Genomic DNA, 26,959 nt, shown 5'->3' with positions numbered 1-26,959 from the left:
ATGCCTGAACGCCGTACCGTCGCACTCGTCACTCTCGGCTGCGCCCGTAACGAGGTGGACTCGGAGGAGCTCGCAGGCCGTTTGGAGGCGGACGGCTGGCAGCTCGTGGAGGACGCCGCGGAAGCGGACGTCGCCGTGGTCAACACCTGTGGCTTCGTGGAGGCCGCCAAGAAGGACTCCGTCGACGCCCTCCTCGAGGCCAACGATCTCAAGGACCACGGCAGAACGCAGGCGGTGGTCGCGGTCGGCTGCATGGCCGAGCGGTACGGCAAGGAGCTCGCCGAGGCCCTCCCGGAGGCCGACGGCGTGCTCGGCTTCGACGACTACGCGGACATCTCCGACCGCCTCCAGACGATCCTGAGCGGCGGTATCCACGCCGCGCACACCCCGCGCGACCGCCGCAGGCTCCTGCCGATCAGCCCGGCCGAGCGGCAGGACGCCGGCACGGAGGTGGCCATTCCGGGGCACGGCCCCACGGACCTCCCGGAAGGTGTCGCCCCGGCCTCCGGCCCGCGCGCGCCGCTGCGCCGCCGCCTGGACGGCGCCCCGGTCGCCTCGGTCAAGCTCGCCTCCGGCTGCGACCGGCGCTGCTCCTTCTGCGCCATCCCGTCCTTCCGTGGCTCGTTCATCTCCCGCCGCCCCAGCGATGTGCTGAACGAGACGCGGTGGCTGGCCGAGCAGGGCGTCAAGGAGGTCATGCTGGTCTCCGAGAACAACACCTCCTACGGCAAGGACCTCGGCGACATCCGCCTCCTGGAGTCCCTGCTGCCCGAGCTCGCCGAGGTCGAGGGCATCGAGCGGGTGCGGGTGAGCTACCTCCAGCCGGCCGAGATGCGTCCCGGGCTGATCGACGTCCTGACCTCCACCCCGAAGGTCGTCCCCTACTTCGACCTGTCGTTCCAGCACTCCGCGCCCGGCGTGCTGCGCGCCATGCGCCGCTTCGGCGACACCGACCGCTTCCTGGAGCTGCTCGACACCATCCGCTCCAAGGCCCCCGAGGCCGGCGTGCGGTCCAACTTCATCGTCGGCTTCCCCGGCGAGAGCGATGCCGACCTGGCCGAGCTCGAGCGGTTCCTGAACGGTGCGCGGCTGGACGCCATCGGCGTCTTCGGCTACTCCGACGAGGAGGGCACGGAGGCGGCGACGTACGACGGCAAGCTCGACGAGGACGTCGTCGCCGAGCGGCTGGCGCGTGTCTCCCGGCTGGCCGAGGAGCTCGTCTCCCAGCGGGCCGAGGAGCGCGTCGGTCAGACGGTGAACGTGCTGGTCGAGTCCGTGGACGCCGAGGAGGGCGTCCGCGGCCGGGCGGCGCACCAGGCACCGGAGACGGACGGCCAGGTGGTGCTCGCCGGCGGTGAGGACCTGGACGTGGGTCGTATGGTCGAGGCGAAGGTGGTCGGTACGGAAGGCGTCGACCTGGTGGCCGAGCCGCTGGCGGGCGCGTTCGCGTGGAGCGAGGAGGCGGGCAGATGACGGGAGTCCCGGCATCCGCCGCGGGCGGCTCCTCGAGCGCACAGGGGAGGGCCACAGGGGCGGCTTCGCGCCGCGCCGGTGCCGACGGGGCTTCGGGCGCTTCCCGCGCCTCCCAGGTCTCCCGTCCTGCCGCTTCCGCCACTCCTGCCGATTCCGGTGCGACGGACGCGACGGGTGAGACCGCGACGGCGCAGGGCTCCGGCAAGGCACCGCGGGGCGGAAAGATCGCGGCCGCCGCCGTGAACCAGGCGAGTGTGTGGAACGTCGCCAATCTGCTGACCATGCTCCGGCTGCTTCTCGTGCCCTGCTTCGTGGCCCTGATGCTGGCCGAGGGCGGGTACGACCCGGCGTGGCGGTCGCTGGCCTGGGCGGCCTTCGCCATCGCCATGATCACCGACCTGTTCGACGGCCATCTGGCGCGGACGTACGACCTCGTCACCGACTTCGGGAAGATCGCTGATCCCATAGCCGACAAGGCGATCATGGGGGCGGCGCTGATCTGCCTCTCCGGGCTCGGCGATCTGCCCTGGTGGGTGACCGGGGTGATCCTCGGCCGGGAACTGGGGATCACGCTCCTGCGCTTCCTGGTCATCCGGTACGGCGTCATCCCCGCGAGCCGCGGCGGCAAGCTGAAGACGCTCACGCAGGGCGTGGCCGTCGGGATGTACGTACTGGCGCTGACGGGTTGGCTGGCCACGTTGAGGTTCTGGGTGATGGCCGCGGCGGTCGTGCTGACCGTGGTCACGGGCCTCGACTATGTGAGACAGGCCATCGTGCTGCGCAGGCGGGGAATCGCCGAGCAGCGTGCCGCGTTGGAGGAGTCGCAAGCGTGAGTTCGCCGGCCGTCGATGTAGTGAGACTACTCACGGTGAGGGGCGAGACGGTCGCCGTGGCCGAGTCGCTGACCGGTGGCCTGGTCGCGGCGGAGATCACCGCGGTGCCGGGGGCATCGAAGGTGTTCCGGGGCTCGGTCACCGCCTACGCCACCGAGCTCAAGCACCGGCTGCTCGGCGTCGACGCCACCCTGCTGGCCGAGCGGGGAGCGGTGGATCCGCAGGTCGCGGCCCAGATGGCGGCCGGGGTGCGGAAGGCCCTGGAAGCCGATTGGGGCATCGCGACCACCGGCGTCGCCGGTCCCGACCCCCAGGACGGGCAGCCGGTCGGGACGGTCTTCGTGGCCGTGGCCGGTCCGCGCGTGACGGAAACCGGCGCCGAACATGGCGGGAAAACGTCCGCACTGCGGTTGAACGGCGGCCGGGCGGAAATTCGTATGGAGAGTGTACGGAGCGTGCTCGCACTGCTTTTGGAGCAGATCGCGGGCGAACAGACCGGAAATGAGCGGGCACAGGATACGGAACGGAACGGGGGGTTTTGATGTTTGCAGCCCTGAGTGAACACGACATCGCTCCCCGCACGGCCGCGGCGCAAGGCGGTACGGTGGGGCGTGAAGGATGCGGCTACGCGGTCCGAGGAGGGAGCCACCGATGATTCTGCTCCGTCGCCTGCTGGGTGACGTGCTGCGTCGGCAGCGCCAGCGCCAGGGCCGTACTCTGCGCGAAGTCTCCTCGTCCGCCCGAGTCTCGCTCGGCTATCTATCCGAGGTGGAGCGGGGGCAGAAGGAGGCGTCCTCCGAGCTGCTCGCCGCCATCTGCGACGCGCTGGACGTACGGATGTCCGAGCTCATGCGGGAAGTGAGCGACGAGCTCGCCCTCGCCGAGCTGGCCCAGTCTGCTGCGGCCACCGAGCCCGTGCCCACGCCGGTTCGCCCGATGCTGGGTTCCGTGTCGGTGACCGGTGTGCCACCGGAACGGGTGACCATCAAGGCGCCCGCCGCCGAGGCGGTGGACGTGGTCGCCGCGTGACCAGTCGCACGCGCGCGTGAACCTACGCACACGTGAGTGAGGCCCCGGTCGGGGCTTCTTCGGGGAGACCCGGAGGGGCACGGCCGGGGCCTTCACCTTGTCCGGGGGTTTACGGCGGGTTTCGCCGCGCCCGTTTGCCGGTGCCGGGCGGTGCCGCCATCGTGGAGGCCAGTGCGGCGGTCCGGCGTCGGCTGGAGGTGGCGGTGGGTGCGATGGCGGGGCCGATAGTGCGCTGGGGGGCCGCTCTGGGGCTCGGCGCGGTGTGGTGGTGGGCGGTGCTGCGGCTGCTGCTGTCGGGCGAGGCGGGGGTGCTGGAGGGGGCTGTCACAGCCGGGGGATGGGGTCTGAGCCTGCTGCCCGTGCACTGCGTGCCCAAGGAGGGCCGCAAGGTGGGGCCGAAACAAGAGCCGGACGTGGGGGCGGACGTGGGGGCGGACGTGGGGCCGGACGTGGGGCCGGACGTGGAGGTGGACAAGGGGCCTGAGGCGTCGGCGCCCGCGGACGGCGGTGGGGCGTTGTTTCCCGCCTCCGGAGAGTGGCCGTACGGCGTCTTCGGGGGGCCGCCGTCCGCCGGCGGGGGATGGCCGTTCGGCGCCGCGACGTCATCGCCGCCTCACCGTTCGGACGAGGAACCCGGGACGTCGTGAAGGACGGGACTGGTCAAGCGGTGGCGCGGCGATATCAGCCCGTGGCGCGGTGATAGCGGTCCCGCCACCTCTGCGCGGTGCCCGGCGGCGGTGCGGGGCCTGCCTGGCAGCTCGGACACCAGAACGTGGGCCGCTCCTGGGAGCCGTCGCCCTGGTCGGCCACCCGGACGGAGGTGCCGCAGCGCAGACACGGGCGCGGCGCCCGGCCGTACACGAACAGGTCCTGGCCTCGCAGGCCGGTGGTCCGGCGGACGACGCGGTCGCGGTTGGCCTCCAGGAGCCTCTTGGCCAGGGCGGGCAGCTTCGCGGCGCGGTCGGCGGGCAGGGCGCTCACAGGCAGCCACGGGGTCACGCCGAGCAGGAAGCACAGCTCGCTCTTGTAGACGTTGCCGATGCCGGCGAGATTGCGCTGGTCCAGCAGGGCCTCGCCGAGCGGGCGGCCCGGGTCGGCCAGGAGGTTGGCCAGGGCCAGGTCGGGGTCCCAGTCGGGGCCGAGGAGGTCCGGGCCGAGGTGGGCGACGGTGCGGTCCTCCTCCGAGGTGCGCAGCAGTTCCAGGACCTGGAGGCGGTAGCCGACGGCCGCGCGGTCGGCGGTGCCGAGCACGGCGCGGATCTGGTGGCCGGGGCCGCCCTTCCAACGCTCGCCGGTGCCGTACACCTTCCAGGCGCCCTCCATCAGCAGGTGCGAGTGCAGCGTCAGACCGCCCTCGAAACGGGTGAGCAGGTGCTTGCCGCGGGAGACGGCGTCCAGGACGGCCCGGCCGGTGAGGTCGACCGTGGCGTACTTCGGCACCCGGAAGTCGCTGCGGGTCAGCACCTTGCCCGCGAGGGCGTCGTGCAACCGCCTCGCGGTCTGCCAGACCGTGTCGCCTTCGGGCATGGGTCAAGGGTGACACGTGCGGGTGGGCGACACGTACGGGTGCGCGTGGGGGTGGCTCCCGCGGCCCGGATCAGGCGCGCAGGCGCAGTCCGCGCGGGGTCGCTATGAAACCCGCTCCTTCCAGGAGGGCGCCGAGGGGGGAGGTCAGGGCCGAGGCCCCGTTGATCCGCTCCACCGTCACCGTGCCCAGCGAGCCCGCGCGGGCGGCCGCGGCGAGCGCCTCGGCGGCCGCCCGCAGACGCGAGTCGTCACCGGCCGCGCCGTCCGCGTCGGCCGGCCAGGCCAGCAGCGTCTTGCCGCCGCGCTCCATGTACAGCGCCAGTTCGCCGTCGACGAGCACCACCAGGGAGCCGGCCTTGCGGCCCGGCTTGTGTCCCGCGCCGGTCGGCGGCTCGGGCCAGGACAGGGCGGCGCCGTAGGCGTTCGCGGGGTCGGCGGCGGCGAGGACGGCCCCTCGGGGCCCGGTGGCGGCGGTACGGGCACGGTGGTCACCGAAGCCGTTGCCGTACGGGAAGGCCGACCCGCCGCCCCTCGGGCCACCGCGACCCGGTGCGGCGAGGTCCCGGGGCGAGACGTAGTCACCGGGGGCCGGGCGGCCGGAGTCCAGCCAGTCGACGTCGCCGCCGACGTCGCCGCCGAGGTCACCGTCGAAGTCATCGCCGAGTTCGGCGGCGGGGAAGCCGGAGTCGAGGCCACCGGGGCCCCGGGAGCCGTCGGGGGAGCCGAAGCCGTCGGGACCACCGCCCCCGGAGACCGCGCCGGGCAGGCCCTCGCCCCGCTCACGGGCGTTCGCCACCGCGCGCAGTCGGTCCACCGCGCCGTCCATCGCGAACTGCGCGGCACCCAGGCCCTCCACCACATAGCCCCGCCGGGCCTGGCCGCTGTCCTCGAAGGCGGACAGGACCCGGTACACCGCCGAGAAGCCCCCCTCGACGCCCTCCGCCCCCACCGCGCCCCGCGTGATCACGCCGTGCCGGTCGAGGAGCGTACGGGCCAGGGCGTGGGCGCGCACGGTGGGGTCGGGGTCGCGGACCGGCAGCAGCGACCAGCGGCCGGCGACGGTCGGCGGGCCGCTGCGGGACGCGGTCCGGGCGGCGGCCGTCAGCGATCCGTAACGCCCGCGCGGGACCGCGCGCTTGGCCCGGTGCGCGGTGGAACCCGCGGTGCGGCCCGAGCCCAGCAGGGAGCGCATCGGGGCGAGCGTGTCGTTGGTGAGCCGTCCGGACCACGCCAGGTCCCACAGCGCGTCGGCCAGTTGGGGATCCGTGGCCTCGGGGTGGGTGGTCGCGCGGACCTGGTCGGCGATCTGACGGAAGAACAGGCCGTATCCGCCGGAGAGGGAGTCCAGGACCGACTGGTGGAGCGCGGTCGGCTCCAGCGGGTGCGAGGGGGGCAGGAGCAGCGGGGCCGTGTCCGCCAGGTACAGGGAGACCCAGCCGTCCTTTCCGGGCAGCGCGCCCGCGCCCGCCCACACCACCTCGCCGGCCGCGGTGAGTTCGTCCAGCATCGACGGGGTGTAGTTCGCCACGCGGGACGGCAGGACCAGCTTTTCCAGCGCGGAGGCGGGTACGGACGCGCCCTGCAACTGCTCGACGGCGCGCACCAGTCCGTCGACGCCGCGCAGTCCGTGCCCCTTGCCGATGTGCTGCCACTGGGGCAGGAACTGCGCGAGCGCGGCCGGCGGCACCGGCTCCAGCTCGTGCCGCAGCGCGGCCAGCGAGCGCCGGCGAAGCCGACGCAGCACGGTCGCGTCGCACCACTCCTGGCCGATGCCGGCCGGATGGAACTCGCCCTGTACGACACGGCCGCCCGCGGCGAGCCGCTGGAGCGCGCCCTCGGTGACCGCCACGCCCAGGCCGAAGCGGGCCGCGGCCACCGCCGACGTGAACGGGCCGTGGGTGCGGGCGTAGCGCGCCAGGAGGTCGCCCAGGGGGTCCTTCACCGGCTCGGTGAACGCCTCCGGGACGCCCACCGGCAGGGCGGTGCCGAGCGCGTCGCGCAGCCGGCCCGCGTCCTCGATCGCGGCCCAGTGGTCGGCTCCGGCGATCCGGACCCGGATGGCACGGCGGGCCCCGGCCAGCTCCCGCGCCCAGCCGGGCTCGGCGCCCCGCTCGGCCAGCTCGGCCTCCGAGAGCGGCCCGAGCAGCCGCAGTACGTCGGCGACGCCTTCGACGTCCTTCACACGGCGGTCCTCGGTCAGCCACTGCAGCTCGCGCTCCAGTTCCACCAGTACCTCGGCGTCGAGCAGTTCGCGCAGCTCCGCCTGGCCCAGCAGCTCGGCCAGCAGCCGCGAGTCCAGCGACAGCGCGGCGGCGCGGCGCTCGGCGAGCGGCGAGTCACCCTCGTACAGGAACTGGGCGACGTACCCGAACAGCAGCGATCGCGCGAAGGGGGACGGCTCGGGGGTGGTGACCTCGACCAGGCGCACCCTGCGCGACTCGACGTCGCCCATCAGCTCGACCAGGCCCGGCACGTCGAAGACGTCCTGGAGGCATTCGCGGACCGCCTCCAGCACGATCGGGAACGAGCCGAACTCGCTCGCCACCTGGAGCAGTTGGGCGGCGCGCTGGCGCTGCTGCCACAACGGGGTGCGCCTGCCCGGGTTGCGGCGCGGCAGCAGCAGCGCGCGAGCGGCGCACTCGCGGAAGCGGGAGGCGAACAGGGCCGAGCCGCCGACCTGGTCGGTGACGACCTGGTCGACCTCGCCCTTGTCGAAGGTGACGTCCGCGGCCCCGACGGGCGCCTGCTCCGCGTCGTACTCCAGGCCGGCCTTCACCGGCTCCTGGTCGAGCAGGTCCAGGCCCATCAGATCGGCGTCGGGCAGGCGCAGCACGATGCCGTCGTCGGCGTGCATCACCTGCGCGTCCATGCCGTACCGCTCGGACAGGCGGGCGCCGAGCGCCAGCGCCCAGGGGGCGTGCACCTGGGCGCCGAAGGGGGAGTGCACCACGACCCGCCAGTCGCCCAGCTCGTCGCGGAAGCGCTCCACGACGATCGTCCGGTCGTCGGGGATATGCCCACAGGCCGCGCGCTGCTCCTCCAGGTACGACAGGACGTTGTCCGCGGCCCACGCGTCGAGGCCGGCGGCCAGCAGACGCAGCCGGGCGTCCTCCTCCGCCAGGGAGCCGACCTCGCGCAGGAACGCGCCCACCGCGCGACCCAGCTCCAGCGGGCGGCCCAACTGGTCGCCCTTCCAGAACGGCAGTCGGCCCGGCACGCCCGGCGCTGGCGAGACCAGGACCCGGTCGCGCGTGATGTCCTCGATGCGCCAGGAGCTGGTGCCGAGCGTGAAGACGTCGCCGACCCGGGACTCGTAGACCATCTCCTCGTCCAGCTCACCGACCCGGCCGCCGCCCTTCTTGGGGTCCGAGCCGGCGAGGAACACCCCGAACAGGCCGCGGTCGGGGATCGTGCCCCCGGAGGTGACGGCGAGGCGCTGCGCGCCGGGACGGCCGGTGATCGTGCCCGCGACGCGGTCCCACACCACGCGCGGGCGCAGCTCCGCGAACGCGTCGGACGGGTAGCGGCCGGCGAGCATGTCCAGGACGGCCGTGAACGCCGACTCCGGCAGTGAGGCGAACGGCGCCGCCCGGCGGACCAGGGCGAGCAGGTCGTCCAGCTGCCAGGTGTCCATCGCCGTCATCGCCACGAGCTGCTGGGCGAGGACGTCCAGCGGGTTGGCGGGCACCTTGAGGGACTCGATGGAGCCGGAGCGCATCCGCTCGGTGACCACCGCGGCCTGGACCAGGTCGCCGCGGTACTTCGGGAAGACCACGCCGGTGGAGACCGCGCCGACCTGGTGTCCCGCGCGGCCCACCCGTTGCAGTCCGGAGGCCACGGACGGCGGGGACTCGACCTGGACGACGAGGTCGACGGCGCCCATGTCGATGCCCAGCTCCAGGCTGGAGGTGGCGACCACCGCGGGGAGCCGGCCCGCCTTGAGGTCCTCCTCGACCAGGGCGCGCTGCTCCTTGGAGACCGAGCCGTGGTGCGCGCGGGCGATGACCGGCGGCGCGCCGTGCGCCGCGCCGGAGCCGCCCATCAGCTCGGCGGGAGAGTGGTGTTCGTCCAGGGACTCGCCGGTGGCCCGCTCGTAGGCGATCTCGTTGAGCCGGTTGCACAGGCGCTCGGCGAGCCGGCGGGAGTTGGCGAACACGATCGTCGAGCGGTGCGCCTGGACCAGGTCGGTGATCCGCTCCTCGACATGCGGCCAGATCGAGGGCCGCTCCGCCCGGTCGCCGCCGTCGGCGACCGGGGAACCGCCCAGCTCGCCCAGGTCCTCGACGGGGACGACCACCGACAGGTCGAACTCCTTGCCGGACTCCGGCTGGACGATCTCCACCTTGCGGCGGGGCGACAGATAGCGGGCGATCTCGTCGACCGGGCGGACCGTCGCGGACAGGCCGATGCGGCGGGCGGGCCTCGGCAGCAGCTCGTCCAGGCGCTCCAGGGACAGCGCGAGGTGCGCGCCGCGCTTGGTGCCGGCCACCGCGTGCACCTCGTCCAGGATCACCGTCTCCACACCGGTCAGCGCGTCCCGTGTGGCCGACGTCAGCATCAGGAACAGCGACTCGGGTGTGGTGATCAGGATGTCCGGCGGGCGGGTGGACAGGGCGCGGCGCTCGGCCGCCGGGGTGTCGCCGGAGCGGATGCCGACCTTCACCTCCGGTTCGGGCAGGCCGCGGCGGACGGACTCCTGGCGGATACCGGTCAGCGGGCTGCGCAGGTTGCGTTCCACGTCCACGGCGAGGGCCTTGAGCGGGGAGACGTACAGCACCCGGCAGCGCTTCTTCGGATCGGCCGGGGGCGGGATGGAGGCGAGCTGGTCGAGTGCGGCGAGGAAGGCGGCGAGGGTCTTTCCGGAGCCGGTCGGGGCGACCACCAGCACGTCCGAGCCCTCGCCGATGGCCTGCCACGCCCCCGCCTGGGCGGCGGTGGGCGCGGAGAAGGCCCCCGTGAACCAGCCGCGGGTCGCGGGGGAGAAGCCGTCGAGGGCCCGGAGTGCGTCGCTGACCATGAATCCATCGTGCACCCGGCCACTGACAACGCCCTGCGACCTGGGCGTGCCCTCGGTCGTCCGAGGCGGCCCCGACACTGGTGGAGCCGCGCCGACAACGGAGAATCGGGGGTATGGCGGCAGCGGGTGAGGAGCGGGCGCGGCACTGGCAGTACGAGGAACTGCCGGGTGTCGATCTGCTGCGGGCCCGCTACGTCCGCAAGGAGTTCGTGCGGCACACCCACGAGCACTTCGTGATCGCCGCCGTCGTCGAGGGCGTGGAGGTGTTCCACCACGGGGGGTCCGACCAGTACGCGGGCCCGGGGATGCTGGCGCTGGTCAATCCCGACACCCCGCACACCGGACGGGCGGCGGTGCCCGAGGGGTGGCGGTATGGCGCTGTGTATCCGTCGCCGGAGCTGGTCGCCGGGATCGCCGCGGAGACCACGGGCATTCGCGGAACGCCGGGCTTCGTCCGTCCCGTGTTCGACGATCCGTACGCCGTCGGACTGGTGCACCAGGTGCTGCGCGCCACGGACGAGGGCAACGCGCTGGCCGCCGACACCCTGCTGCGGGTCGCCGTGACGCGGCTGCTGCGGCTCAACGGCGGGACGCTGCCGCAGCGGGAGATACGGACGGCGGGCGCGAGGACCGCGGCACGCGCGCGTGCCGTCCTGGAGGAGCGGATGGCCGAGCCGCCCAGCCTGGAGAGGCTGGCGGCCGACCTGGGCAGCAGCCCGTTCGCGCTGCTGCGGGCCTTCCGCAACGCCTACGGAATGCCGCCGCACACCTGGCTGACCGACGCCCGGGTGCGCCGGGCCAGACGGCTGCTGGACGCGGGCACCGCGCCCTCCCAGACCGCCGTCGCCGTCGGCTTCACCGACCAGTCGCACCTGAGCCGGCACTTCACCCGGATCGTGGGCGTGCCCCCGGGCGCCTACCAGCGCGAGCGCAAGAACGTACAAGACTCCGGGGCCCGGCTCTTCCTACCCTCGACGCCGTGGCAGAACAGACAGCTCTCGCAGACATACGCGCCGACGACGGAGGAAAGCCCGACGCCGCCGTCGTACGGGACGCCCTGGGAGTCGGGGTCGCCGTAGGACTGTCCGGGTTCGCCTTCGGGGTGACCTCGGCGGGCAGCGGGCTCACGCTTTGGCAGACGTGCGCGCTCAGCCTGCTGGTGTTCACCGGGGCCTCCCAGTTCGCGCTGGTGGGGGCGCTGGCCGCCGGAGGCAACCCGTACACGGCGGCCGCGGGCGCCTTCTTCCTGGGCGTGCGCAACGCCTTCTACGGGCTGCGCCTGTCGCAGCTGCTGGCCCTCCCGCGCGCGGTACGGCCCTTCGCGGCCCAATGGGTCATCGACGAGACCACCGCGGTGACGCTGGCCCAGCCCACGCGGCGCAGCGCGCGGATCGGCTTCACCGTCACCGGGGTCACCCTCTACGTGCTGTGGAACCTCACCACGCTGCTGGGCGCGCTGGGCGCCAAGGCCCTCGGCGACACCGACGCGTGGGGCCTGGACGCGGCCGGGCCGGCCGTGTTCCTGGCCCTGCTGGCGCCGATGCTGAAGACCGCCACCGAGCGGGCCGTCGCCGCTCTGGCCGTAATGCTCGGGCTCGGTCTGCTGCCCGTGCTGCCGGCCGGGGTGCCGGTCCTGGCGGCCGCGCTCGCCGCGCCGGCCGTGCTGTACCTGCGGGGTCGCCGCGGGAGCGGCGGCCGTGACGACGTACGAGAGGGAGATCGTTGAACATCTGGATCGCGGTCGCGGTGACCGCTGTCGGCTGCTACGCCGTCAAGCTGGCCGGGCTGCTCGTTCCGGCGGGTGCCCTGGAGCGGCCGCTGGTGAAGCGGCTCGCCGCGCTGCTGCCCGTCGCCCTGCTGGCCGCGCTCACCGCCCAGCAGACGTTCGCCGACGGGCACACGCTCGTGCTGGACGCGCGGGCGGCCGGGGTCGCGGCCGCCGCCGTGGCGCTGCTGCTGCGGGCACCGTTCCTGGTCGTGGTCGGGGCGGCCGTGCTGGTGACGGCCGGGGTGCGGGCCCTGACGGGGTGAGCCGGGGTGAGCCGGGGCGCGTACCGGCGGTGGTTCAGCCGATGGGCCGGCCGTAGGCCCTGAGGGTGCGCAGCGCCTCGATCGTGACCATGGGGCGTGCCTCCAGCGCGGTGCCCGGAGCCCACTGCTGCCACGTGACCGGCCAGCCGCCGTCCTCCTCCTGGCGGCCGGCCAGGTGGTCCAGGGAGCGCTTCATCTCCTCTTCCGTGAACCACGCGCGCGCGAGGGAGCCGGGTGTCCGCGCGTAGTCGTGCGGGAAGTGGTGCTCCCCGGGGGCGTAGCCGGGTGCGACCGGGTAGGCCTCCGGCCGCTCCGGGTCCAGCAGCGCCAGGCGCCGATCGCGCACCAGACGGCCGAGCCGGTCGGCGGCCGCACGCGCGCGGGTGCGGTCGGGTGCCGAGTCCAGGAAGGTGACGGCCGCCTCGATCTCGTACGGGTGGGAGGTAGCCAGGGACTCGACCCGCTGCCAGCAGAAGTCGGTGGCCCGGAACAGCCAGGCGTGCCACACCTCGTTGCGGTGCAGCAGGCCCACCACCGGTCCGGTGGCCAGGAGGTCGCTCGGCGGGTCGTCCACGATCGGCACGAAGGGGGCCGCCGGATAGCCGCGCTGGCCGGGATGGACCGCGGGCAGCGCGCCGTCGGGAGTGGAGACGGAGGTCAGGTAGCGACACACGCGCTCCACCCGCTGTCCGCCGCAGCGGCCGACGGTGTCCAGCACACGCAGCGCGTGCGCGGTGTGCAGCGGCTGGCTGACGGGGCCGCGCAGATCGGGCTCCAGCGCGTGACCGTACCCGCCGTCCTCGTTGCGGTAGGCGTCCAGCGCGGTCTCCACCGGATCCGCGCCGCCGTTCAGGAAGTGGTACGCGAACAGCCGCTGCTCCAGCACGCGCGCGGTGAGCCATACGAAGTGCTCGGCGCGGAACAGCGGGGAGGACGACGGGGGCGGCGGGGGAGAAGGGGGAGTTCCGGTCTCGGCCATGCGTCCGACCGTAGGGCGGAAAGCGGTCTCGCCCGGTGGCCCCGGAACGAGGTCACCCGCAGGGGCGGGATACTGGGATCATGCGGTTGACGGTCTTCTGGGAGCGGATGGCGGAGCACTTCGGCACGGGGTATGCCGACACCTTCGCGCGCGACCACGTGATGTCGGAGCTCGGCGGGCGCACGGTGCACGAGGCGCTGGCGGCCGGCTGGGACGCGAAGGACGTGTGGCGCGTGGTGTGCCAGGTCATGAACGTTCCACGGGAGAGGCACTGACCGGGCCCGAGGACCGCGGGCCGGTGCCGGGCCGCCGGCGGCGTCGGAGAGACTTGCACCGTGGCACCCACTGACGAGACCGGGCAGACGGCCCCGCACGCATCCCCGTTCGCTACGACGCCGCCTCCCCGGTCTCCGGTACCGGCCGAGGGCGCAGCAGGGCCCGGCGCCCGCATGCCCCGCTGGCTGCCGCGGGCCATGGTGCTCGCGGTCGGCCTCGTCGCCGCCTTCCAGCTCGGCAACTGGGCCTTCCACCAGCTGACCGGCCTGCTCCTCAACGTCCTCATCGCGTTCTTCCTGGCCCTCGCCATCGAGCCCGCGGTCAGCCGCATGGCCGACCGCGGGATGCGGCGGGGGCTCGCGACCTTCCTGGTCTTCCTCGGTCTGGCGATCGCGTCCGCGGGCTTCGTGACGCTGCTCGGCTCGATGCTCGCCGGGCAGATCATCAAGATGGTCGAGGGCTTCCCGGAGTACCTCGACTCCGTCATCAACTGGGTCAACACCACGTTCCACACCGAGGTCAGACGGGTGGACGTGCAGGAGGGCCTGCTCCACTCCGACTGGCTGCGCAAGTACGCACAGAACAGCGCCGCGGGCGTGCTCGACGTGTCCGCCCAGGTGCTCGGAGGCCTGTTCCGGCTGCTGACGATCGCGCTGTTCTCGTTCTACTTCGCCGCCGACGGTCCGCGGCTGCGCCGCACCATCTGCTCCCTGCTGCCGCCCGCCCGCCAGGCGGAGGTGCTGCGCGCGTGGGAGATAGCGGTCGACAAGACCGGCGGCTATCTGTACTCGCGCGGCCTGATGGCGCTCGTCTCGGGGATCGCCCACTACGTCCTGCTCCAGGCCCTGGGAGTGCCGTACGCGCTCGTGCTCGGTGTCTGGGTGGGCCTGGTCTCGCAGTTCATCCCCACCATAGGGACCTATCTCGCGGGCGCCCTGCCGATGCTGATCGCCTTCACGGTCGACCCCTGGTACGCGCTGTGGGTGCTGGTCTTCGTGGTGGTCTACCAGCAGTTCGAGAACTACATGCTGCAACCCAAGCTGACCGCGCGGACCGTGGACATCCACCCCGCGGTCGCCTTCGGCTCGGTCATCGCCGGCACCGCCCTGCTCGGCGCCGTGGGCGCGCTGATCGCCATTCCCGCGGTCGCCACCCTCCAGGCCTTCCTGGGCGCCTATGTGAAGCGGTACGCCGTCACGGACGACCCCCGCGTCCACGGCCACCGCGGACGCGGTCCGGTGCCGGGCCTGCTCGACCGCGCGCGCCGGCTGTGGCGGGCCCGGTAGGGCGTACTCGGCAGGACGTACGAGGCAGGACGTGATCGGCAGGGCGTTGCGGCGCCCTGCCGATGTGCGTCCCCACGAAGGACGGGCGTGCTCCGGTGCCGTCGGTGCGCTTGACACGAAAATCGAACATCCATTCTTATGGGAGCTCCGGCGAGGCTCAACGGAGGGGATTTCGCCCCGTTCGGGGGGAGAAGTGCCTGAGTTATCCACAGGCCGGACGTGCGTCGGGGCGCATTGTCAGTGGCAGGCGTTAGCGTCTTTGACGTGAAGCGATCGACTCAAGCAAACCGGGTGGAACCCATGGCAGGAACCGACCGCGAGAAGGCGCTCGACGCCGCGCTCGCACAGATTGAACGACAATTCGGTAAGGGCGCGGTCATGCGCATGGGCGAGCGGTCGAGGGAGCCGATCGAGGTCATCCCGACCGGATCGACCGCGCTCGACGTGGCCCTCGGCGTCGGTGGCCTGCCGCGCGGCCGAGTCGTGGAGATCTACGGACCGGAGTCCTCCGGTAAGACGACCCTGACCCTGCACGCGGTGGCGAATGCGCAGAAGGCGGGCGGCCAGGTCGCGTTCGTGGACGCGGAGCACGCCCTCGACCCCGAGTACGCGAGGAAGCTCGGCGTCGACATCGACAACCTGATCCTCTCCCAGCCGGACAACGGCGAGCAGGCCCTGGAGATCGTGGACATGCTGGTCCGCTCCGGCGCCCTCGACCTCATCGTCATCGACTCCGTCGCCGCGCTCGTCCCGCGCGCGGAGATCGAGGGCGAGATGGGCGACAGCCACGTGGGTCTCCAGGCCCGGCTGATGAGCCAGGCCCTGCGCAAGATCACCAGCGCGCTCAACCAGTCCAAGACCACCGCGATCTTCATCAACCAGCTCCGCGAGAAGATCGGCGTGATGTTCGGCTCCCCGGAGACCACGACCGGTGGCCGGGCCCTGAAGTTCTACGCCTCGGTGCGCATCGACATTCGGCGTATCGAGACCCTGAAGGACGGCACGGAGGCGGTCGGCAACCGGACCCGCTGCAAGGTCGTCAAGAACAAGGTCGCGCCGCCCTTCAAGCAGGCCGAGTTCGACATTCTCTACGGCCAGGGCATCAGCCGCGAGGGCGGTCTGATCGACATGGGCGTGGAGCACGGCTTCGTCCGCAAGGCCGGCGCCTGGTACACGTACGAGGGCGACCAGCTCGGCCAGGGCAAGGAGAACGCGCGCAACTTCCTCAAGGACAACCCCGACCTGGCCAACGAGATCGAGAAGAAGATCAAGGAGAAGCTGGGCGTCGGCGTGCGGCCGGAGGAGCCGGCCGCGGAGCCGGGCACGGACGCCGCGGTCACCACCACCGCGGACGAGGCGGCCAAGACGGCACCCGCCAAGGCCACCAAGCCCAAGGCCGCCTCGGCCAAGAGCTGACCCGTGACGCGGCGAACCGACTGGGCCGAGTACGAGCACGAGCACGCGTACGAACACGCCGCCTTCGGTGCCCCACGGGGGAGGGGCACCGGGGACGCGCTCGGCTCGGGCACGGACGGAGACGGCGTGCACGGGGATGCCGAGCCGGACGGTGGTGTGCCTTGGGACGACGACGGACAGCGGCGCGCGGGTGGCCCACCCGTGGGTGGTGCGCGCCGGGGCGGCTCGCGTGACGGCGGGTCGCAGGGTGGACGCGGACGCCGTCGGCGCGGCTTCGGCGAGGCGTCCGCCGAGGACGGGGGCACCTTCTCCTTGCCGAGGGCTGAGCAGGGGGAGCCTCCGGGGGACCCGGTGGAGCGGGCGCGCGCCATCTGCCTGCGCCTGCTCACCGGGACCCCGCGCACCCGCAAGCAGCTCGCGGACGCCCTGCGCAAGCGGGAGATCCCGGACGAGGCGGCGGACGAGGTCCTGTCCAGGTTCGAGGAGGTCGGGCTGATCGACGACAGCGCGTTCGCGGACGCCTGGGTGGAGTCCCGGCACCACGGGCGCGGACTGGCCCGGCGCGCGCTCGCCCGGGAGCTGCGGACCAAGGGCGTTGACGCGGCACTGATCGACGAGGCGGTCGGCCGGCTCGACGCCGATCAGGAGGAGGCCACCGCGCGCGAACTCGTCGCCCGCAAACTGCGCTCCACTCGCGGCCTCGACCGCGACAAACGGCTGCGCCGCCTCGCCGGGATGCTCGCCCGCAAGGGCTACTCCGAGGGCCTGGCCCTGCGCGTGGTCCGGCAGGCGCTGGAGGAGGAGGGCGAGGACACGGACTTCCTGGCCGACGAGGGGTACTGAGCCGGCGCCCGCCGGGCGGCCGGCGCGGGGAACACGAACACCACGGGGTGCGCAGGCTCAGCGTGCGATTCCGGGAGGGGCCGACGGTGCGGGCCGACGACAGCCTCGGCCGGTCCCCTCGTCCTCTGCTCGGCAGGCGGCCCGTCCGTGCCTGTGCCCGCACCCTCCCGGAGACCGCTGGTCGTCGTCCGGCTCCTGGCGGCCGGCCTGCTGCTCGGCGGCTGCGGCCTGCGGCCCGGCGCCACGAACACCCACGGCGGCCCGCTCATCCTCGGCCGTCCCACGGCGTCACCGGCAGTCCGGCCGAGCGCCAGGCCTGGAATCCGCCGACCAGGTCGGTCGCCCGGAGCAACCCCAGCTGGTGCAGGGAAGCAGCCGCGAGACTCGACGCGTAGCCCTCGTTGCAGACGACGACCACGCGCAGATCGTGGCCGCTGGCCTCGGCGACTCGGTGGCTGCCCAGCGGGTCCAGCCGCCACTCCAGCTCGTTGCGCTCCACGACGAGGGCGCCCGGTATCAGGCCGTCCCTCGAACGCAGCGCGGCGTAGCGGATGTCCACCAGGAGGGCGCCGCCGGCGCGGGCGGCCGCGTACGCCTCGCGCGCCTCGACGCGCTCGTAGCCCTGGCGGACCCGCTCCAGGAACTCGTCGATTCCGACGGGTGGTTGGGGTGTGCTCACTGCCAGTCCTCCGGGCGCTCGACCTGTTCCAGGCGCAGTGTCTGCCCGGTGCGGCTGTAGCGGCGGATGCGGGGCAGCGGCGGATGGTAGGCGTGCACGGAGACGGCGTGCCGGTCGGTGGACTCGTTGAGCACCTCGTGCACGTGGTGGCGGCCGAAGGAGCGGCCCCGCCCCGCCGGGAGCCGCCGTTCGCGGTCCACCCCCTCGGTGAGTTCGAGGGTCTTCCACCCATCGGTGGGCAGCCGGGCCGCGAGCGAGTTCTCCTTCAACTCGCCCGCCGCGGTGACGAAGGCGCCGACCGAGTCGGCGTGGTCGTGCCAGCCGGTGCCGGTGCCGGGCGGCCAGCCGATCAGCCAGGCCTCACTGCCGCCGGGCCCCTCCAGGCGCACCCAGGTGCGGCCCTCCGGGTCGAGCGGAAGCGAGGCGATCAGCCCGGCGTCGGCGGCGGCGCGCCGTACGAAGTCGAGGAGTTCCGCCTGTGTCGGCGCCTGCACGGAGGGCGCGGACCCGGCGGGTGAGGAGGTGTCAGGGGAGAAGTCGGGGGAGAGGTATTGAGCCGGGGGTCCGAGGGGCGAGACAGACACGTGCACCGTCCTGAAGAGCGTTCGCGAAAGGCGCGCGGCGGCACAGGGTACGGACGAAGGACGTACGGGAGTGTGCGAGTGAGGCGGCGCGCCGGTGGAGGGAAGGCGAGTTCAACAGGCCGGACGACACACGCAGCCCGCATAGCGGACGAGGTCCATGTGGACCCTCCGCCACAGGCGCACATCGGTGTCGGTCACGTTCCGGAGTAGACCACGGCGGTACCGGCCGGTCAACTCGTCGTCTCTCCGTGGACCGCACGGCGCGTACGGTCCACGGGGCTCGGCGGTCAGCGCGCGCTCGCCTCGGCACGGTCCTCGGCATGTCCGGCGCCGCCCAGCGCCGTCTCCGCCGCGGTGTACAGGTCGGCCGGGCGCACCCCGCTCAGCGCGGTGACCAGGTGCCCGTCGGGCCGTACCAGGAGGACGGTGTGGGGAGCGGCGCCCGGGTAGCTCTCGGCGACCAGCAGCTCGGCGGGGTGCGGCAGCGCGGTCACCGCGGCGGCCAGCCGGGGCATGATGCCGGCGCTCACCCAGTGCCGGCGCTCCCACACGCCCGTACCCGGTGCGATCAGCACCACGAGCAGCGCCCCCCGGCCCAGCCGTTCGCGCAGCGGCACGAAGGAGCCGTCCTCCGTGGTCACCAGCACGTCGGCGACCGGGGCGCCGGCCGGTGTGTCCACGAGGATCTCCCCGTCGAGGGGCGGGGGAGTGAGCGGCGAGTCCGCGTACGCCCCCGGCGCGCCCAGCGCCCCGCGCCCCAGATGGCCATCCATCAGCAGGGCGTCGTGTCCACGGCCGGACCCGGGCACCAGAGTCCGCAGTCCGCCGCCCCCGCGCAGCACCGGCAGCAGCTGGTCGGCGGCGCGCAGCCGGGCGGCGACGATCGCGCGCCGCTCGGTCTGGTAGCTGTCCAGCAGTCCCTCGTGCGGCCCGTGGTGCCAGGCGGGCGCCAGCTTCCAGGCGAGGTTGTCGGCGTCCCGCAGGCCCTCGTCGAGACCCTGGGTGCCGAGCGCGCCCAGCAGGTGGGCCGCGTCCCCGGCGAGGAAGATCCGCCCGGCGCGCCAGCGGCGGGCCACCCGGTGGTGGACCGTGTGGACTCCGGTGTCGAGGAGTTCGTACGACGGGGAGGTCTCGCCGGTCCAGCCGATGAGGGTCTCCCGGATGCGGGCGAGCAGCAGTTCGGGTGTGACCAGGTCCTTGCCGGGCGGCAGCAGCCAGTCCAGCCGCCACACGTCGTCCGGGAGCGGACGGGCGGCGATCTCCCCGGCGAAGGGGCCGGTCGTCCGCCACGGCGGCAGCCGGTGGAGGAACGCTTCGCCGGGCCGGGGCAGTTCGGAGCGCACCGCGGCGACGGCGTGCCGCTCGACGGCCGTACGGCCGGGGAAGCGGATGTCCTGGAGCTTGCGCACGGTCGAACGCGGGCCGTCGCAGCCGACCAGGTAACTGCCGCGCCACCATGTGCCGCCCGGGTCGCGGGTGTGGACGGTGACCCCCGTGGACTCCTGCTCCATGCTGTCGAGGCGGCTGTCCACGACGAGTTCGACCAGCGGTTCGCGGGCGACGGCGGCGCGCAGGGCGCCGGTCAGCACGTGCTGGGCGATGTGCAGCGGTGCGGGGTCGTCATCGGCGAAGGCGATGTCGCGCATCACCTGTTTGCGCCGCAACGACCGCCATCCGGTCCAACGGAGCCCGGCCCCGCCGAGCGGCGTACCGGCCAGGCGCTCCACGAGCGCGGCGGTGTCCTCGCGCAGGACGACCGTGCGCGCGGCGCGCGGCGCGTCCGTGCCGGGTCCCTCGTCGAGCACGACGGAGGGCACCTCCTGACGCGCCAGCGCCAGGGCGAGCGTGAGCCCGACGGGCCCCGCTCCGACAACGATCACCGGGTCCACGGCGCGGCGCCCCCTGCCAGCAGTGGTGTCCTGGGGGTCACAGGTGAACAGGAAGCCGGAGCACGGTGCACGATCACAGAACGTATGCAACAGACTGGGCGCCAGCCGGTCAAGCGGGACGCACGCCGGTACTCCAGGTGCGCGGTGGCGTGCGCCGCGCAGCGGCTCGTGAGCGCGGCCGACCGCCGTGCTCCTTCTCGGTCCAGAACGCGGATGGGGGTGCGGCGGCACGAGCCACCACACCCCCATCGGGTGCCTCAAAAGGGCCAGAACGCCCCGTCAGGTCGAGCCGCCCGCACCCGTTCCGTAGGTGCCGCCGACCTGGGCGGGGTTGATCTCCTCGTCATCCGCGGCAAGGACGACGCCGGTGCTGCGCTTGCTGCGGCGCAACCTGCGCTCGAGCCAGCTCGCGAAGCTGGTGAGGGCGAAGTTCAGCAGGATGAAGATGACGGCCACCACGATGAAGCTGGCCACGACGTTGGCGTAGTTGGCCGCGAGTGTGCTGCGGGCGCTCAGCAGCTCGGGGAATCCGAGCATCACGCCGCCCAGCGCGGTGTCCTTCACGATGACGACCAGTTGGCTGACGATGGCAGGCAGCATGACGGTGACCGCCTGCGGCAGCAGGATGCCGCTCATCGTCTGGCCCTTGCGCAGACCGATCGCGTAGGCGGCCTCCGTCTGTCCCTTGGGCAGGGCCAGAATGCCGGCACGTACGACCTCGGCGAGAACCGAGGAGTTGTAGAGCACCAGGCCGGTGACGACCGCGTACAGGGGCCGCTCGTCACTGGGGATGCCCGTGGAGCGGACGTAGAACTCGTTGGCGAACAGAATCATCAGCAGCACCGGGATCGCCCGGAAGAACTCGACCACCGCTCCGGCCGGAACCCGGATCCACCGGTGGTCGGACAGCCGCGCTATGCCGAAGACCGCGCCCAGCGGAAGAGCGATGACCATGGCGAGTGCCGCGGCCTTCAGGGTGTTGGCCAGGCCGGGCAGCAGGTAGGTCGTCCAGGCCGCGGCGGTGGTGAAGGGCTGCCAAAGGGACCAGTTGAGCTGGCCCTTGTCGTTCATCGTCGACCAGATCCACCACACGAACAGTGCGAGCAGGACGACGAAGACCACGGAGAGAACCACATTGCGCCGCTTGGCCCGGGGGCCGGGGGCGTCGTAGAGAACGGAGCTCATCGCTTCACCGCCAGTCGCTTGCCGAGCCAGCCGAGGAAGAGGCCGACGGGCAGGGTCAGAACCACGAATCCGAAGGCGAACACGGCGCCGATGGCGACCAGCTGGGCCTCGTTCTCGATCATTGCCTTCATCAGGTAGGCGGCCTCGGCCACACCGATCGCGGCCGCCACGGTCGTGTTCTTGGTCAGCGCGATCAGCACGTTGGCCAGCGGTCCGATCACCGCGCGGAACGCCTGCGGCAGCACGATGAGCCGCAGGGACTGGCTGAAGTTGAGCCCGATCGCGCGCGCCGCCTCCGCCTGCCCGACCGGCACGGTGTTGATGCCGGAGCGCAGCGCCTCGCAGACGAACGCCGCGTGGTAGGCGGCGAGCCCGAGCACCGCCAGCCGGAAGCCCTGGATCTTGAAGTCGGACGCGCCCATCGTCACCCCGAAGATGTCGGCGAGGCCGAGGGAGGTGAAGACGATGAGCACCGTCAGGGGGATGTTCCGGAAGATGTTGACGTAGGCGGTGCCGAAGCCGCGCATCAACGGAACCGGGCTGACCCGCATCGCGGCCAGCAGGGTGCCCCAGACCAGCGAGCCCAGGGCGGAGAGGACGGTGAGTTTCACCGTCATCCAGAACGCCCCTAGGACGTCGTAACCTTGAAGAAAGTCGAACACGATCTCCCGCGCTTCCGGGTGTGTGGCCTACGAGGAGGGCGTGGCGCGCCGCCGCCGTGAGCGCGGCGGGCGGCGGCGCGCCCATTGGAACCCTGCTATGCCTGCGGATCCCTGCTTACCGGACGAGCCGGGTCACTTGACGATGTTGCCGATCTTCGGCGCGGGCTCGTTCTTGTAGTCGGCGGGGCCGAGGTTCTTCTTGACCGCGGCGTCCCACGAACCGTCGCTGACCATCTTCTCCAGCGCGGAGTTGATCTTGTCCACGGTCGCGGTGTCGCCCTTCTTGACACCGATGCCGTAGTTCTCGTTGCTCAGCTTGAGCCCGGCGAGCTTGAACTGGCCCTTGTACTTGTCCTGGGAGGCGAAGCCCGCGAGGATCGAGTCGTCGGTGGTCACCGCGTCGACGGCACCGCTCTGCAGGCCGGCGATGCACTCCGAATAGCCCGCGTTCTCCTTCAGGTTGGCCTTCGGGGCGATCGACTTCTGCACGTTCTGCGCCGAGGTGGAGCCGGTCACGGAACACAGCTTCTTGCCGTTGAGGTCCGTGCCCTTGGAGATGTCCGAGTCGGCCTTGACCAGCAGGTCCTGGTGGGCCAGCAGGTACGGGCCGGCGAAGTCGACCTTCTGCTTGCGCTCGTCGTTGATCGAGTACGTGGCCACGATGAACTTCACGTCGCCGCGGGCCAGCGCGTTCTCACGGTCGGCGCTCTTGGTCTCGACCCACTCGATCTGGTCGGGCTTGTAGCCGAGCTCCTTGGCCACGTAGGTGGCCACGTCCACGTCGAAACCGGCGTAGGAGCCGTCGGGCTGCTTCAGGCCCAGGCCGGGCTGGTCGAACTTGATGCCGACCTTGACCTTGCCGCCACCGCCCGACGACCCCTCGTCCTTCTTGTCGTTCGAGCCGCACGCCGTCGCCGAGAGGGCGAGGGCGAGGACGACGGCCGAGGCGGCGGTGACCTTGCGGAGCTTCATGTGAACTTCCTTCGGTGTTGAGGAGATGCGGAGCCGTCGGCACGGCGACGGCACAATCACGGGCCGGTGGCGCACGGCGCCACCGGCGGGCCGTCGCGTCAGTGGTGCAGGATCTTCGAAAGGAAGTCCCTGGCCCGGTCGCTGCGCGGGTTGCTGAAGAACTGGTCGGGCGCAGCCTCTTCGACGATCCGGCCGTCGGCCATGAAGACCACCCGGTTTGCAGCCGATCGGGCGAAACCCATCTCGTGGGTGACGACGACCATCGTCATGCCGTCCCGGGCGAGCTGCTGCATGACCTCCAGCACCTCGTTGATCATCTCCGGGTCGAGCGCGGAGGTCGGCTCGTCGAAGAGCATCACCTTCGGGTCCATGGCCAGCGCCCGCGCGATGGCCACGCGTTGCTGCTGGCCGCCGGAGAGCTGCGCGGGGTACTTGTCGGCCTGCGCGCCCACTCCGACCCGGTCGAGCAGTTCCCGGGCCCGCTCCTCGGCCTTCTTCTTGTCCGCGCGACGGACCTTGACCTGGCCGAGTATCACGTTCTCGAGCACGGTCTTGTGCGCGAAGAGGTTGAAGGACTGGAAGACCATGCCCACGTCGGCGCGCAGCCGGGCCAGCTCCCTGCCTTCCTGGGGCAGCGGCTTGCCGTCGATCGAGATGGTGCCCGAGTCGATGGTCTCCAGACGGTTGATGGTGCGGCACAGGGTGGACTTGCCGGACCCGGAGGGCCCGATGACCACGACGACCTCGCCGCGGGCGATCGTCAACTCGATGTCCTGGAGTACGTGCAACGCGCCGAAGTGCTTGTTGACGCTCTTCAGGACGACCAGATCGGCGGTCGAGGCCACGTCCTCCTTGGCCATCGATACTTCGGTCATCGCTTTCAGGCTCCGTCCTCCTCGGTTTCGGGGGACAGTAACGACCGATGCGACCAGCGTCATTACATCTGAGGGAGATCTGAGCATCACGATCCGGTAGCGGCCGCACACATGTCGTAGCGTGACCGGGCGGGGCGCGTACCGGCTGGATAACGACACACGGTGCGCAACCGGAACCCTCTTGACGCCGTCCTCGTCCATCGGCGTCACTGCCATGGTGCACGCGCCCGTGCACGACGTTTACATGCCGTGACCGTATGACACATGAACCGGAGGGGGCCGGAATGCGACTGCTCCTCGTCGAGGACGACAACCACGTCGCCGCAGCCCTGTCCGCGGTCCTGGCGCGGCACGGGTTCGACGTCACGCACGCCCGCAGCGGCGAGGAGGCCCTCCAGGCGCTCGTCCCCGAGAGCGCCTGCTTCGGCGTGGTCCTGCTCGACCTGGGCCTGCCCGACCAGGACGGCTACGAGGTCTGCGCCAGGATCCGCAAGCGCACCAGCATCCCCGTGATCATGGTGACCGCCCGCTCCGACGTCCGCTCCCGCATCCACGGCCTCAACCTCGGCGCCGACGACTACGTGGTGAAGCCCTACGACACCGGCGAACTGCTCGCCCGTATCCACGCCGTCAGCCGCCGCACCGCCCACGAGGACGCGAACGCCGGCAGCGAGAGCACGCTGCGCCTCGGCGCCGTGCACATCGAACTGCCCACCCGTCAGGTCAGCGTGGACGGCGCGGTCGTCCAGCTCACCCGCAAGGAGTTCGACCTGCTCGCGCTGCTCGCCCAGCGCCCCGGGGTGGTCTTCCGGCGGGAGCAGATCATCAGCGAGGTGTGGCAGACCAGTTGGGAGGGCACCGGACGGACCCTGGAGGTGCACGTCGCCTCCCTGCGCTCCAAGCTGCGCACACCGGCGCTCATCGAGACCGTACGCGGCGTCGGTTACCGCCTCGTCGCCCCGGCCGCCTAGCGGGGACGGGTGAGCTCACGTCTGCTGCCGCTGCTCATCGTCCTGATGGCGGCCGTCCTGCTCGCCCTCGGCGTCCCGCTCGCCGTCAGCGTCGCCGGCGCCGAGCAGCAGAAGGCGGTCGTGGACCGCATCGACGACACCGCGCGCTTCGCAGCCTTGGCCCAGTTCGTCACGGACAGGGCCAGCGGCTCCCGGCGCACGGTCCCGGACGAGCGGTTGGAGACCCTCCGCCGCGAACTCGGCAGCTACCACGGGGTCTACGGCATCCGGGCCGGCGTCTTCTACCGGACCGGCGTCCCGATGGCCAACGCCCCGGACGACTGGTCGCTGCCCGAGTTCGGCGAGGTCCGCGACGCCTTCGACGAGGCGCTGCTGAGCCGGCGCAGCCACGACCCGGAACAGGTCTGGCCCTGGCAGCGCCATCGGCTCGTGGTCGCCTCCCCGGTGATCCGGGACGGCGACGTCGTCGCGGTCGTCGTCACCGACTCGCCGACCGGGCAGATGCGCTCGCGGACCCTGCACGGCTGGCTGCTCGTCGGCACCGGCGAGATCGCCGCGATGCTGCTCGCCGTCGGCGCGGCGCTGCGGCTGACCGGCTGGGTGCTCAGACCCGTGCGGATCCTCGACGCCACCACCCACGACATCGCCACCGGGCGGCTGAAGTCCCGGGTGGCGGCCGCCGGTGGGCCGCCCGAACTGCAGCGGCTCGCCCGGTCGTTCAACGAGATGGCGGACAACGTCGAGGACGTGCTGGAGCAGCAGCGGGCCTTCGTCGCCGACGCCTCGCACCAGTTGCGCAATCCGCTCTCCGCGTTGCTGCTGCGCATTGAGCTGCTCGCCCTCGAACTGCCCGAGGACAACGAGGAGATCGCCTCCGTGCGCACCGAGGGCAAGCGCCTGGCCCAGGTCCTGGACGATCTGCTCGACCTGGCGCTCGCCGAGCACGCGGAGCCGGATCTGAAGCTCATCGACATCGGGGAGCTGGCCGCCGAGCGGGTGGCGGCCTGGGCGCCGGCCGCCGAGGCCAAGGGGGTGCGGCTGGCCGGCGACTGCCCGGCCACCACGGGCTGGGCCGACCCCGTGGCACTGTCCTCCGCGCTGGACGCGGTGATCGACAACGCGGTGAAGTTCACACCGGGCGGCGAGAGCGTCGAGGTGACGGTCTCCTTCCACCGCGACACGTCGACGATCGTGGTCGCCGACCACGGTCCCGGCCTCACCGACGAGGAGGTCGCCCGCGTCGGCGACCGCTTCTGGCGCAGCGGGCGCCACCAGAACATCAACGGCTCAGGACTCGGCCTGTCCATCTCCCGCGCGCTGCTCGCGGCGGGCGGCGGCTCGATCTCCTACGCCCGGCACCGGGAGGAGGAGCCGCGCGGACTGCGGGTGACCGTGGCTGTGCCGAGGTCGGTGCCTACGGCTTGACCGAGCGGTAGTAGCGCCGCGCGCCCTCGTGCAGAGCCAGTGGGTCGGTGTAGATCGCGGTGCGCAGGTCGACCAGCTGGGCGGAGTGGACGTGGGCGCCGATGCCGTCGCGGCTCTTGATGACGGTGCGGGTCACCCACTCCGTCAGCCTCGGGTCCATGTCCTTGCGCGTCATCAGCACGTTGGACACGGCGATCGTCGGGACGGTCTGGCCCTTCTGGACCGACGGGTACGCCGACTCCGGCATGTTGGTGGCGCGGTAGTAGCGTGTGGCGCCGCCCTCGGCGTGCAGCCTGGCCACCAGCTCGGCCTCGATCGGCACGAAACGGAACGCGAACTTCTCGGCCAGCCGCCGCAGACCGTCCGTCGGCAGTCCGCCCGACCAGAAGAACGCGTCGAGTTCGCCCCGCCGCAGGCGGTCCGGAGCGGTGCCGATGCCGTCGCCCAACGGGCGGATGTCCGACTCCGGGTCGATCCCGGCCGTCCTGAGCACCCGCTCGGCTATCAGCCGGACACCGGACTCCGGCGGCCCGACCGACACCCGCTTGCCGCGCAGGTCCGATACGGAGCGGATGCGCGAGTCGCTGGGGACGACGAGCTGCACGTAGTCGTCGTAGAGGCGGGCCACACCGCGCAGCCGCGCGGCACCCGGGCCGTGGTTCACCTCGTACGTCTCCACCGCGTCCGCGGCGGCGATGGTGAAGTCGGCCCGGCCGGTCGCCACCCGCGCGACGTTCTCCTGCGAGCCGTCGCTGGTCAGCAGCCGCACCTCCAGATCGGGCATGTCCTTGGCGAACGCGGTGCGCAGCCGCACGCCGTACTCCTGGTAGACCCCGCGCAGGGTTCCCGTGCTGAAGGTGATCGTCCCGCTCGGCGGGGCGTCGCCCAGGGGCAGCAGCCACCACAGCAGCAGTCCGAGGACCACGACCCCGGCGGCCGTGCCCTGGAGGCCGCGTCGTCCGATGCGGGGGAACGGCTTTGGCATGCGCGCGATCCTGCCAGCGGGA

26 protein-coding genes are annotated in these 26,959 nt (G+C 72.4%); 14 read left to right on the top strand and 12 right to left on the bottom strand.

The genetic code is table 11. The annotated features are described in order from the left end of the window. From rimO to ACIQFZ_RS21235, 5 genes are all read left to right on the top strand, one after another. Nucleotides 1-1,473 carry a 30S ribosomal protein S12 methylthiotransferase RimO gene (gene rimO, locus ACIQFZ_RS21255; RefSeq protein WP_365427070.1) on the top strand — a complete coding sequence of 491 codons (1,473 nt, stop codon included), beginning with the start codon at nucleotides 1-3 and terminating at the stop codon, nucleotides 1,471-1,473. Further along, a complete protein-coding gene (gene pgsA / locus ACIQFZ_RS21250; protein WP_365776387.1) occupies nucleotides 1,470-2,306 on the top strand; it encodes a CDP-diacylglycerol--glycerol-3-phosphate 3-phosphatidyltransferase in 837 nt (278 codons plus the stop codon). Before rimO ends, pgsA begins: the two co-directional genes overlap by 4 nt. After that, complete coding sequence (locus ACIQFZ_RS21245) at nucleotides 2,303-2,848, top strand: CinA family protein (protein WP_365776385.1); 546 nt, start codon at nucleotides 2,303-2,305, stop codon at nucleotides 2,846-2,848. The genes pgsA and ACIQFZ_RS21245 overlap by 4 nt, the downstream gene beginning before the upstream one ends. 109 nt (nucleotides 2,849-2,957) lie before the next feature. After that, nucleotides 2,958-3,335 carry a helix-turn-helix domain-containing protein gene (locus ACIQFZ_RS21240; RefSeq protein WP_100570760.1) on the top strand — a complete coding sequence of 126 codons (378 nt, stop codon included), beginning with the start codon at nucleotides 2,958-2,960 and terminating at the stop codon, nucleotides 3,333-3,335. A 212-nt stretch (nucleotides 3,336-3,547) separates the two neighbouring features. Beyond that, nucleotides 3,548-3,982: a hypothetical protein gene (locus tag ACIQFZ_RS21235; RefSeq protein ID WP_402691885.1), complete on the top strand. Its 435-nt coding sequence runs from the start codon at nucleotides 3,548-3,550 to the stop codon at nucleotides 3,980-3,982. Between the two features lie 34 nt (nucleotides 3,983-4,016). On the opposite strand, the gene ACIQFZ_RS21230 is transcribed toward ACIQFZ_RS21235, so the two are convergent. Both ACIQFZ_RS21230 and ACIQFZ_RS21225 read right to left on the bottom strand, forming a co-directional pair. Next, complete coding sequence (locus ACIQFZ_RS21230; protein WP_402691884.1) at nucleotides 4,017-4,862, bottom strand: Fpg/Nei family DNA glycosylase; 846 nt, start codon at nucleotides 4,860-4,862, stop codon at nucleotides 4,017-4,019. Between the two features lie 70 nt (nucleotides 4,863-4,932). After that, nucleotides 4,933-9,879 carry an ATP-dependent helicase gene (locus ACIQFZ_RS21225; protein WP_402691883.1) on the bottom strand — a complete coding sequence of 1,649 codons (4,947 nt, stop codon included), beginning with the start codon at nucleotides 9,877-9,879 and terminating at the stop codon, nucleotides 4,933-4,935. Nucleotides 9,880-9,992: 113 nt separating this feature from the next. Between ACIQFZ_RS21225 and ACIQFZ_RS21220 the strand changes: the two genes are divergently transcribed. Genes ACIQFZ_RS21220 through ACIQFZ_RS21210 form a run of 3 tightly spaced genes read left to right on the top strand, consistent with a single transcriptional unit; the run spans nucleotide 9,993 to nucleotide 11,910 of the window. Continuing rightward, nucleotides 9,993-10,958, top strand: a complete 966-nt coding sequence (locus ACIQFZ_RS21220; RefSeq protein WP_365427084.1) for an AraC family transcriptional regulator — start codon at nucleotides 9,993-9,995, stop codon at nucleotides 10,956-10,958. Continuing rightward, nucleotides 10,859-11,605 carry an AzlC family ABC transporter permease gene (locus tag ACIQFZ_RS21215; RefSeq protein ID WP_402691882.1) on the top strand — a complete coding sequence of 249 codons (747 nt, stop codon included), beginning with the start codon at nucleotides 10,859-10,861 and terminating at the stop codon, nucleotides 11,603-11,605. The genes ACIQFZ_RS21220 and ACIQFZ_RS21215 overlap by 100 nt, the downstream gene beginning before the upstream one ends. Further along, nucleotides 11,602-11,910 (top strand): AzlD domain-containing protein, encoded by a 309-nt coding sequence (locus ACIQFZ_RS21210; protein ID WP_100570754.1) that lies wholly within the window; start codon nucleotides 11,602-11,604, stop codon nucleotides 11,908-11,910. The genes ACIQFZ_RS21215 and ACIQFZ_RS21210 overlap by 4 nt, the downstream gene beginning before the upstream one ends. 34 nt (nucleotides 11,911-11,944) lie before the next feature. On the opposite strand, the gene ACIQFZ_RS21205 is transcribed toward ACIQFZ_RS21210, so the two are convergent. Then, nucleotides 11,945-12,889, bottom strand: a complete 945-nt coding sequence (locus ACIQFZ_RS21205; protein WP_402691881.1) for a hypothetical protein — start codon at nucleotides 12,887-12,889, stop codon at nucleotides 11,945-11,947. 80 nt (nucleotides 12,890-12,969) lie between these two features. Between ACIQFZ_RS21205 and ACIQFZ_RS21200 the strand changes: the two genes are divergently transcribed. The 4 genes from ACIQFZ_RS21200 to recX all read left to right on the top strand — a co-directional run bounded on the left by ACIQFZ_RS21200 (nucleotide 12,970) and on the right by recX (nucleotide 16,710). Then, nucleotides 12,970-13,164: a DUF3046 domain-containing protein gene (locus ACIQFZ_RS21200; protein WP_361415174.1), complete on the top strand. Its 195-nt coding sequence runs from the start codon at nucleotides 12,970-12,972 to the stop codon at nucleotides 13,162-13,164. Nucleotides 13,165-13,224: 60 nt separating this feature from the next. Then, a complete protein-coding gene (locus tag ACIQFZ_RS21195) occupies nucleotides 13,225-14,451 on the top strand; it encodes an AI-2E family transporter (protein ID WP_402691880.1) in 1,227 nt (408 codons plus the stop codon). A 300-nt stretch (nucleotides 14,452-14,751) separates the two neighbouring features. Beyond that, nucleotides 14,752-15,867, top strand: coding sequence for a recombinase RecA (recA, locus tag ACIQFZ_RS21190; protein WP_365432076.1), 1,116 nt, complete (start codon nucleotides 14,752-14,754; stop codon nucleotides 15,865-15,867). A gap of 3 nt (nucleotides 15,868-15,870) precedes the next feature. Continuing rightward, a complete protein-coding gene (gene recX, locus ACIQFZ_RS21185; RefSeq protein WP_365432073.1) occupies nucleotides 15,871-16,710 on the top strand; it encodes a recombination regulator RecX in 840 nt (279 codons plus the stop codon). A gap of 265 nt (nucleotides 16,711-16,975) precedes the next feature. Here recX and ACIQFZ_RS21180 read toward each other — a convergent pair whose 3' ends face one another. From ACIQFZ_RS21180 to ACIQFZ_RS21145, 8 genes are all read right to left on the bottom strand, one after another. Then, entirely contained in the window at nucleotides 16,976-17,389 is a 414-nt protein-coding gene (locus tag ACIQFZ_RS21180; RefSeq protein WP_402691879.1) for a rhodanese-like domain-containing protein, read from the bottom strand. Continuing rightward, the gene (locus ACIQFZ_RS21175) at nucleotides 17,386-17,973 is read right to left on the bottom strand and encodes a cysteine dioxygenase (RefSeq protein WP_402691878.1); all 588 of its coding nucleotides are present in this window, start codon (nucleotides 17,971-17,973) and stop codon (nucleotides 17,386-17,388) included. Before ACIQFZ_RS21175 ends, ACIQFZ_RS21180 begins: the two co-directional genes overlap by 4 nt. 111 nt (nucleotides 17,974-18,084) lie before the next feature. Next, the gene (locus ACIQFZ_RS21170) at nucleotides 18,085-18,156 is read right to left on the bottom strand and encodes a putative leader peptide (RefSeq protein WP_324838480.1); all 72 of its coding nucleotides are present in this window, start codon (nucleotides 18,154-18,156) and stop codon (nucleotides 18,085-18,087) included. 104 nt (nucleotides 18,157-18,260) lie between these two features. Then, on the bottom strand, nucleotides 18,261-19,862 hold the full coding sequence (locus ACIQFZ_RS21165; protein ID WP_402691877.1) for an FAD-dependent monooxygenase: 1,602 nt from the start codon (nucleotides 19,860-19,862) through the stop codon (nucleotides 18,261-18,263). A gap of 279 nt (nucleotides 19,863-20,141) precedes the next feature. Then, complete coding sequence (locus tag ACIQFZ_RS21160) at nucleotides 20,142-21,047, bottom strand: amino acid ABC transporter permease (RefSeq protein WP_376652884.1); 906 nt, start codon at nucleotides 21,045-21,047, stop codon at nucleotides 20,142-20,144. After that, on the bottom strand, nucleotides 21,044-21,709 hold the full coding sequence (locus ACIQFZ_RS21155; protein ID WP_365423849.1) for an amino acid ABC transporter permease: 666 nt from the start codon (nucleotides 21,707-21,709) through the stop codon (nucleotides 21,044-21,046). Before ACIQFZ_RS21155 ends, ACIQFZ_RS21160 begins: the two co-directional genes overlap by 4 nt. Before the next feature lie 132 nt (nucleotides 21,710-21,841). Continuing rightward, a complete protein-coding gene (locus ACIQFZ_RS21150) occupies nucleotides 21,842-22,681 on the bottom strand; it encodes a glutamate ABC transporter substrate-binding protein (RefSeq protein WP_365423852.1) in 840 nt (279 codons plus the stop codon). Between the two features lie 98 nt (nucleotides 22,682-22,779). Beyond that, nucleotides 22,780-23,556, bottom strand: coding sequence for an amino acid ABC transporter ATP-binding protein (locus ACIQFZ_RS21145; RefSeq protein ID WP_402691876.1), 777 nt, complete (start codon nucleotides 23,554-23,556; stop codon nucleotides 22,780-22,782). A 284-nt stretch (nucleotides 23,557-23,840) separates the two neighbouring features. Here ACIQFZ_RS21145 and ACIQFZ_RS21140 point away from each other — a divergent pair, with 284 nt between their 5' ends. Then, complete coding sequence (locus tag ACIQFZ_RS21140) at nucleotides 23,841-24,527, top strand: response regulator transcription factor (RefSeq protein WP_361415196.1); 687 nt, start codon at nucleotides 23,841-23,843, stop codon at nucleotides 24,525-24,527. A 9-nt stretch (nucleotides 24,528-24,536) separates the two neighbouring features. Continuing rightward, nucleotides 24,537-25,952 carry a sensor histidine kinase gene (locus ACIQFZ_RS21135; RefSeq protein WP_402691875.1) on the top strand — a complete coding sequence of 472 codons (1,416 nt, stop codon included), beginning with the start codon at nucleotides 24,537-24,539 and terminating at the stop codon, nucleotides 25,950-25,952. Here ACIQFZ_RS21135 and ACIQFZ_RS21130 read toward each other — a convergent pair. Next, a complete protein-coding gene (locus tag ACIQFZ_RS21130) occupies nucleotides 25,942-26,937 on the bottom strand; it encodes a TAXI family TRAP transporter solute-binding subunit (protein ID WP_365423860.1) in 996 nt (331 codons plus the stop codon). The genes ACIQFZ_RS21135 and ACIQFZ_RS21130 overlap by 11 nt on opposite strands. Between the last annotated feature and the right edge of the window lie 22 nt (nucleotides 26,938-26,959).

The organism is Streptomyces sp. NPDC093064 (genome assembly GCF_044754605.1).
In the GTDB taxonomy this organism is placed as follows: domain Bacteria; phylum Actinomycetota; class Actinomycetes; order Streptomycetales; family Streptomycetaceae; genus Streptomyces.
This window is presented reverse-complemented; position numbering and strand designations above follow the sequence as displayed.

What these genes read in the sequence shown, in the direction of transcription:
- rimO (WP_365427070.1), top strand. Translation starts at nt 1, where the DNA reads ATGCCTGAACGCCGTACCGTCGCACTCGTCACTCTCGGCTGCGCCCGT.
- pgsA (WP_365776387.1), top strand. Translation starts at nt 1,470, where the DNA reads ATGACGGGAGTCCCGGCATCCGCCGCGGGCGGCTCCTCGAGCGCACAG.
- ACIQFZ_RS21240 (WP_100570760.1), top strand. Translation starts at nt 2,958, where the DNA reads ATGATTCTGCTCCGTCGCCTGCTGGGTGACGTGCTGCGTCGGCAGCGC.
- ACIQFZ_RS21235 (WP_402691885.1), top strand. Translation starts at nt 3,548, where the DNA reads ATGGCGGGGCCGATAGTGCGCTGGGGGGCCGCTCTGGGGCTCGGCGCG.
- ACIQFZ_RS21230 (WP_402691884.1), bottom strand. Translation starts at nt 4,862, where the DNA reads ATGCCCGAAGGCGACACGGTCTGGCAGACCGCGAGGCGGTTGCACGAC.
- ACIQFZ_RS21225 (WP_402691883.1), bottom strand. Translation starts at nt 9,879, where the DNA reads ATGGTCAGCGACGCACTCCGGGCCCTCGACGGCTTCTCCCCCGCGACC.
- ACIQFZ_RS21220 (WP_365427084.1), top strand. Translation starts at nt 9,993, where the DNA reads ATGGCGGCAGCGGGTGAGGAGCGGGCGCGGCACTGGCAGTACGAGGAA.
- ACIQFZ_RS21205 (WP_402691881.1), bottom strand. Translation starts at nt 12,889, where the DNA reads ATGGCCGAGACCGGAACTCCCCCTTCTCCCCCGCCGCCCCCGTCGTCC.
- ACIQFZ_RS21200 (WP_361415174.1), top strand. Translation starts at nt 12,970, where the DNA reads ATGCGGTTGACGGTCTTCTGGGAGCGGATGGCGGAGCACTTCGGCACG.
- recA (WP_365432076.1), top strand. Translation starts at nt 14,752, where the DNA reads ATGGCAGGAACCGACCGCGAGAAGGCGCTCGACGCCGCGCTCGCACAG.
- ACIQFZ_RS21160 (WP_376652884.1), bottom strand. Translation starts at nt 21,047, where the DNA reads ATGAGCTCCGTTCTCTACGACGCCCCCGGCCCCCGGGCCAAGCGGCGC.
- ACIQFZ_RS21150 (WP_365423852.1), bottom strand. Translation starts at nt 22,681, where the DNA reads ATGAAGCTCCGCAAGGTCACCGCCGCCTCGGCCGTCGTCCTCGCCCTC.
- ACIQFZ_RS21145 (WP_402691876.1), bottom strand. Translation starts at nt 23,556, where the DNA reads ATGACCGAAGTATCGATGGCCAAGGAGGACGTGGCCTCGACCGCCGAT.
- ACIQFZ_RS21140 (WP_361415196.1), top strand. Translation starts at nt 23,841, where the DNA reads ATGCGACTGCTCCTCGTCGAGGACGACAACCACGTCGCCGCAGCCCTG.
- ACIQFZ_RS21130 (WP_365423860.1), bottom strand. Translation starts at nt 26,937, where the DNA reads ATGCCAAAGCCGTTCCCCCGCATCGGACGACGCGGCCTCCAGGGCACG.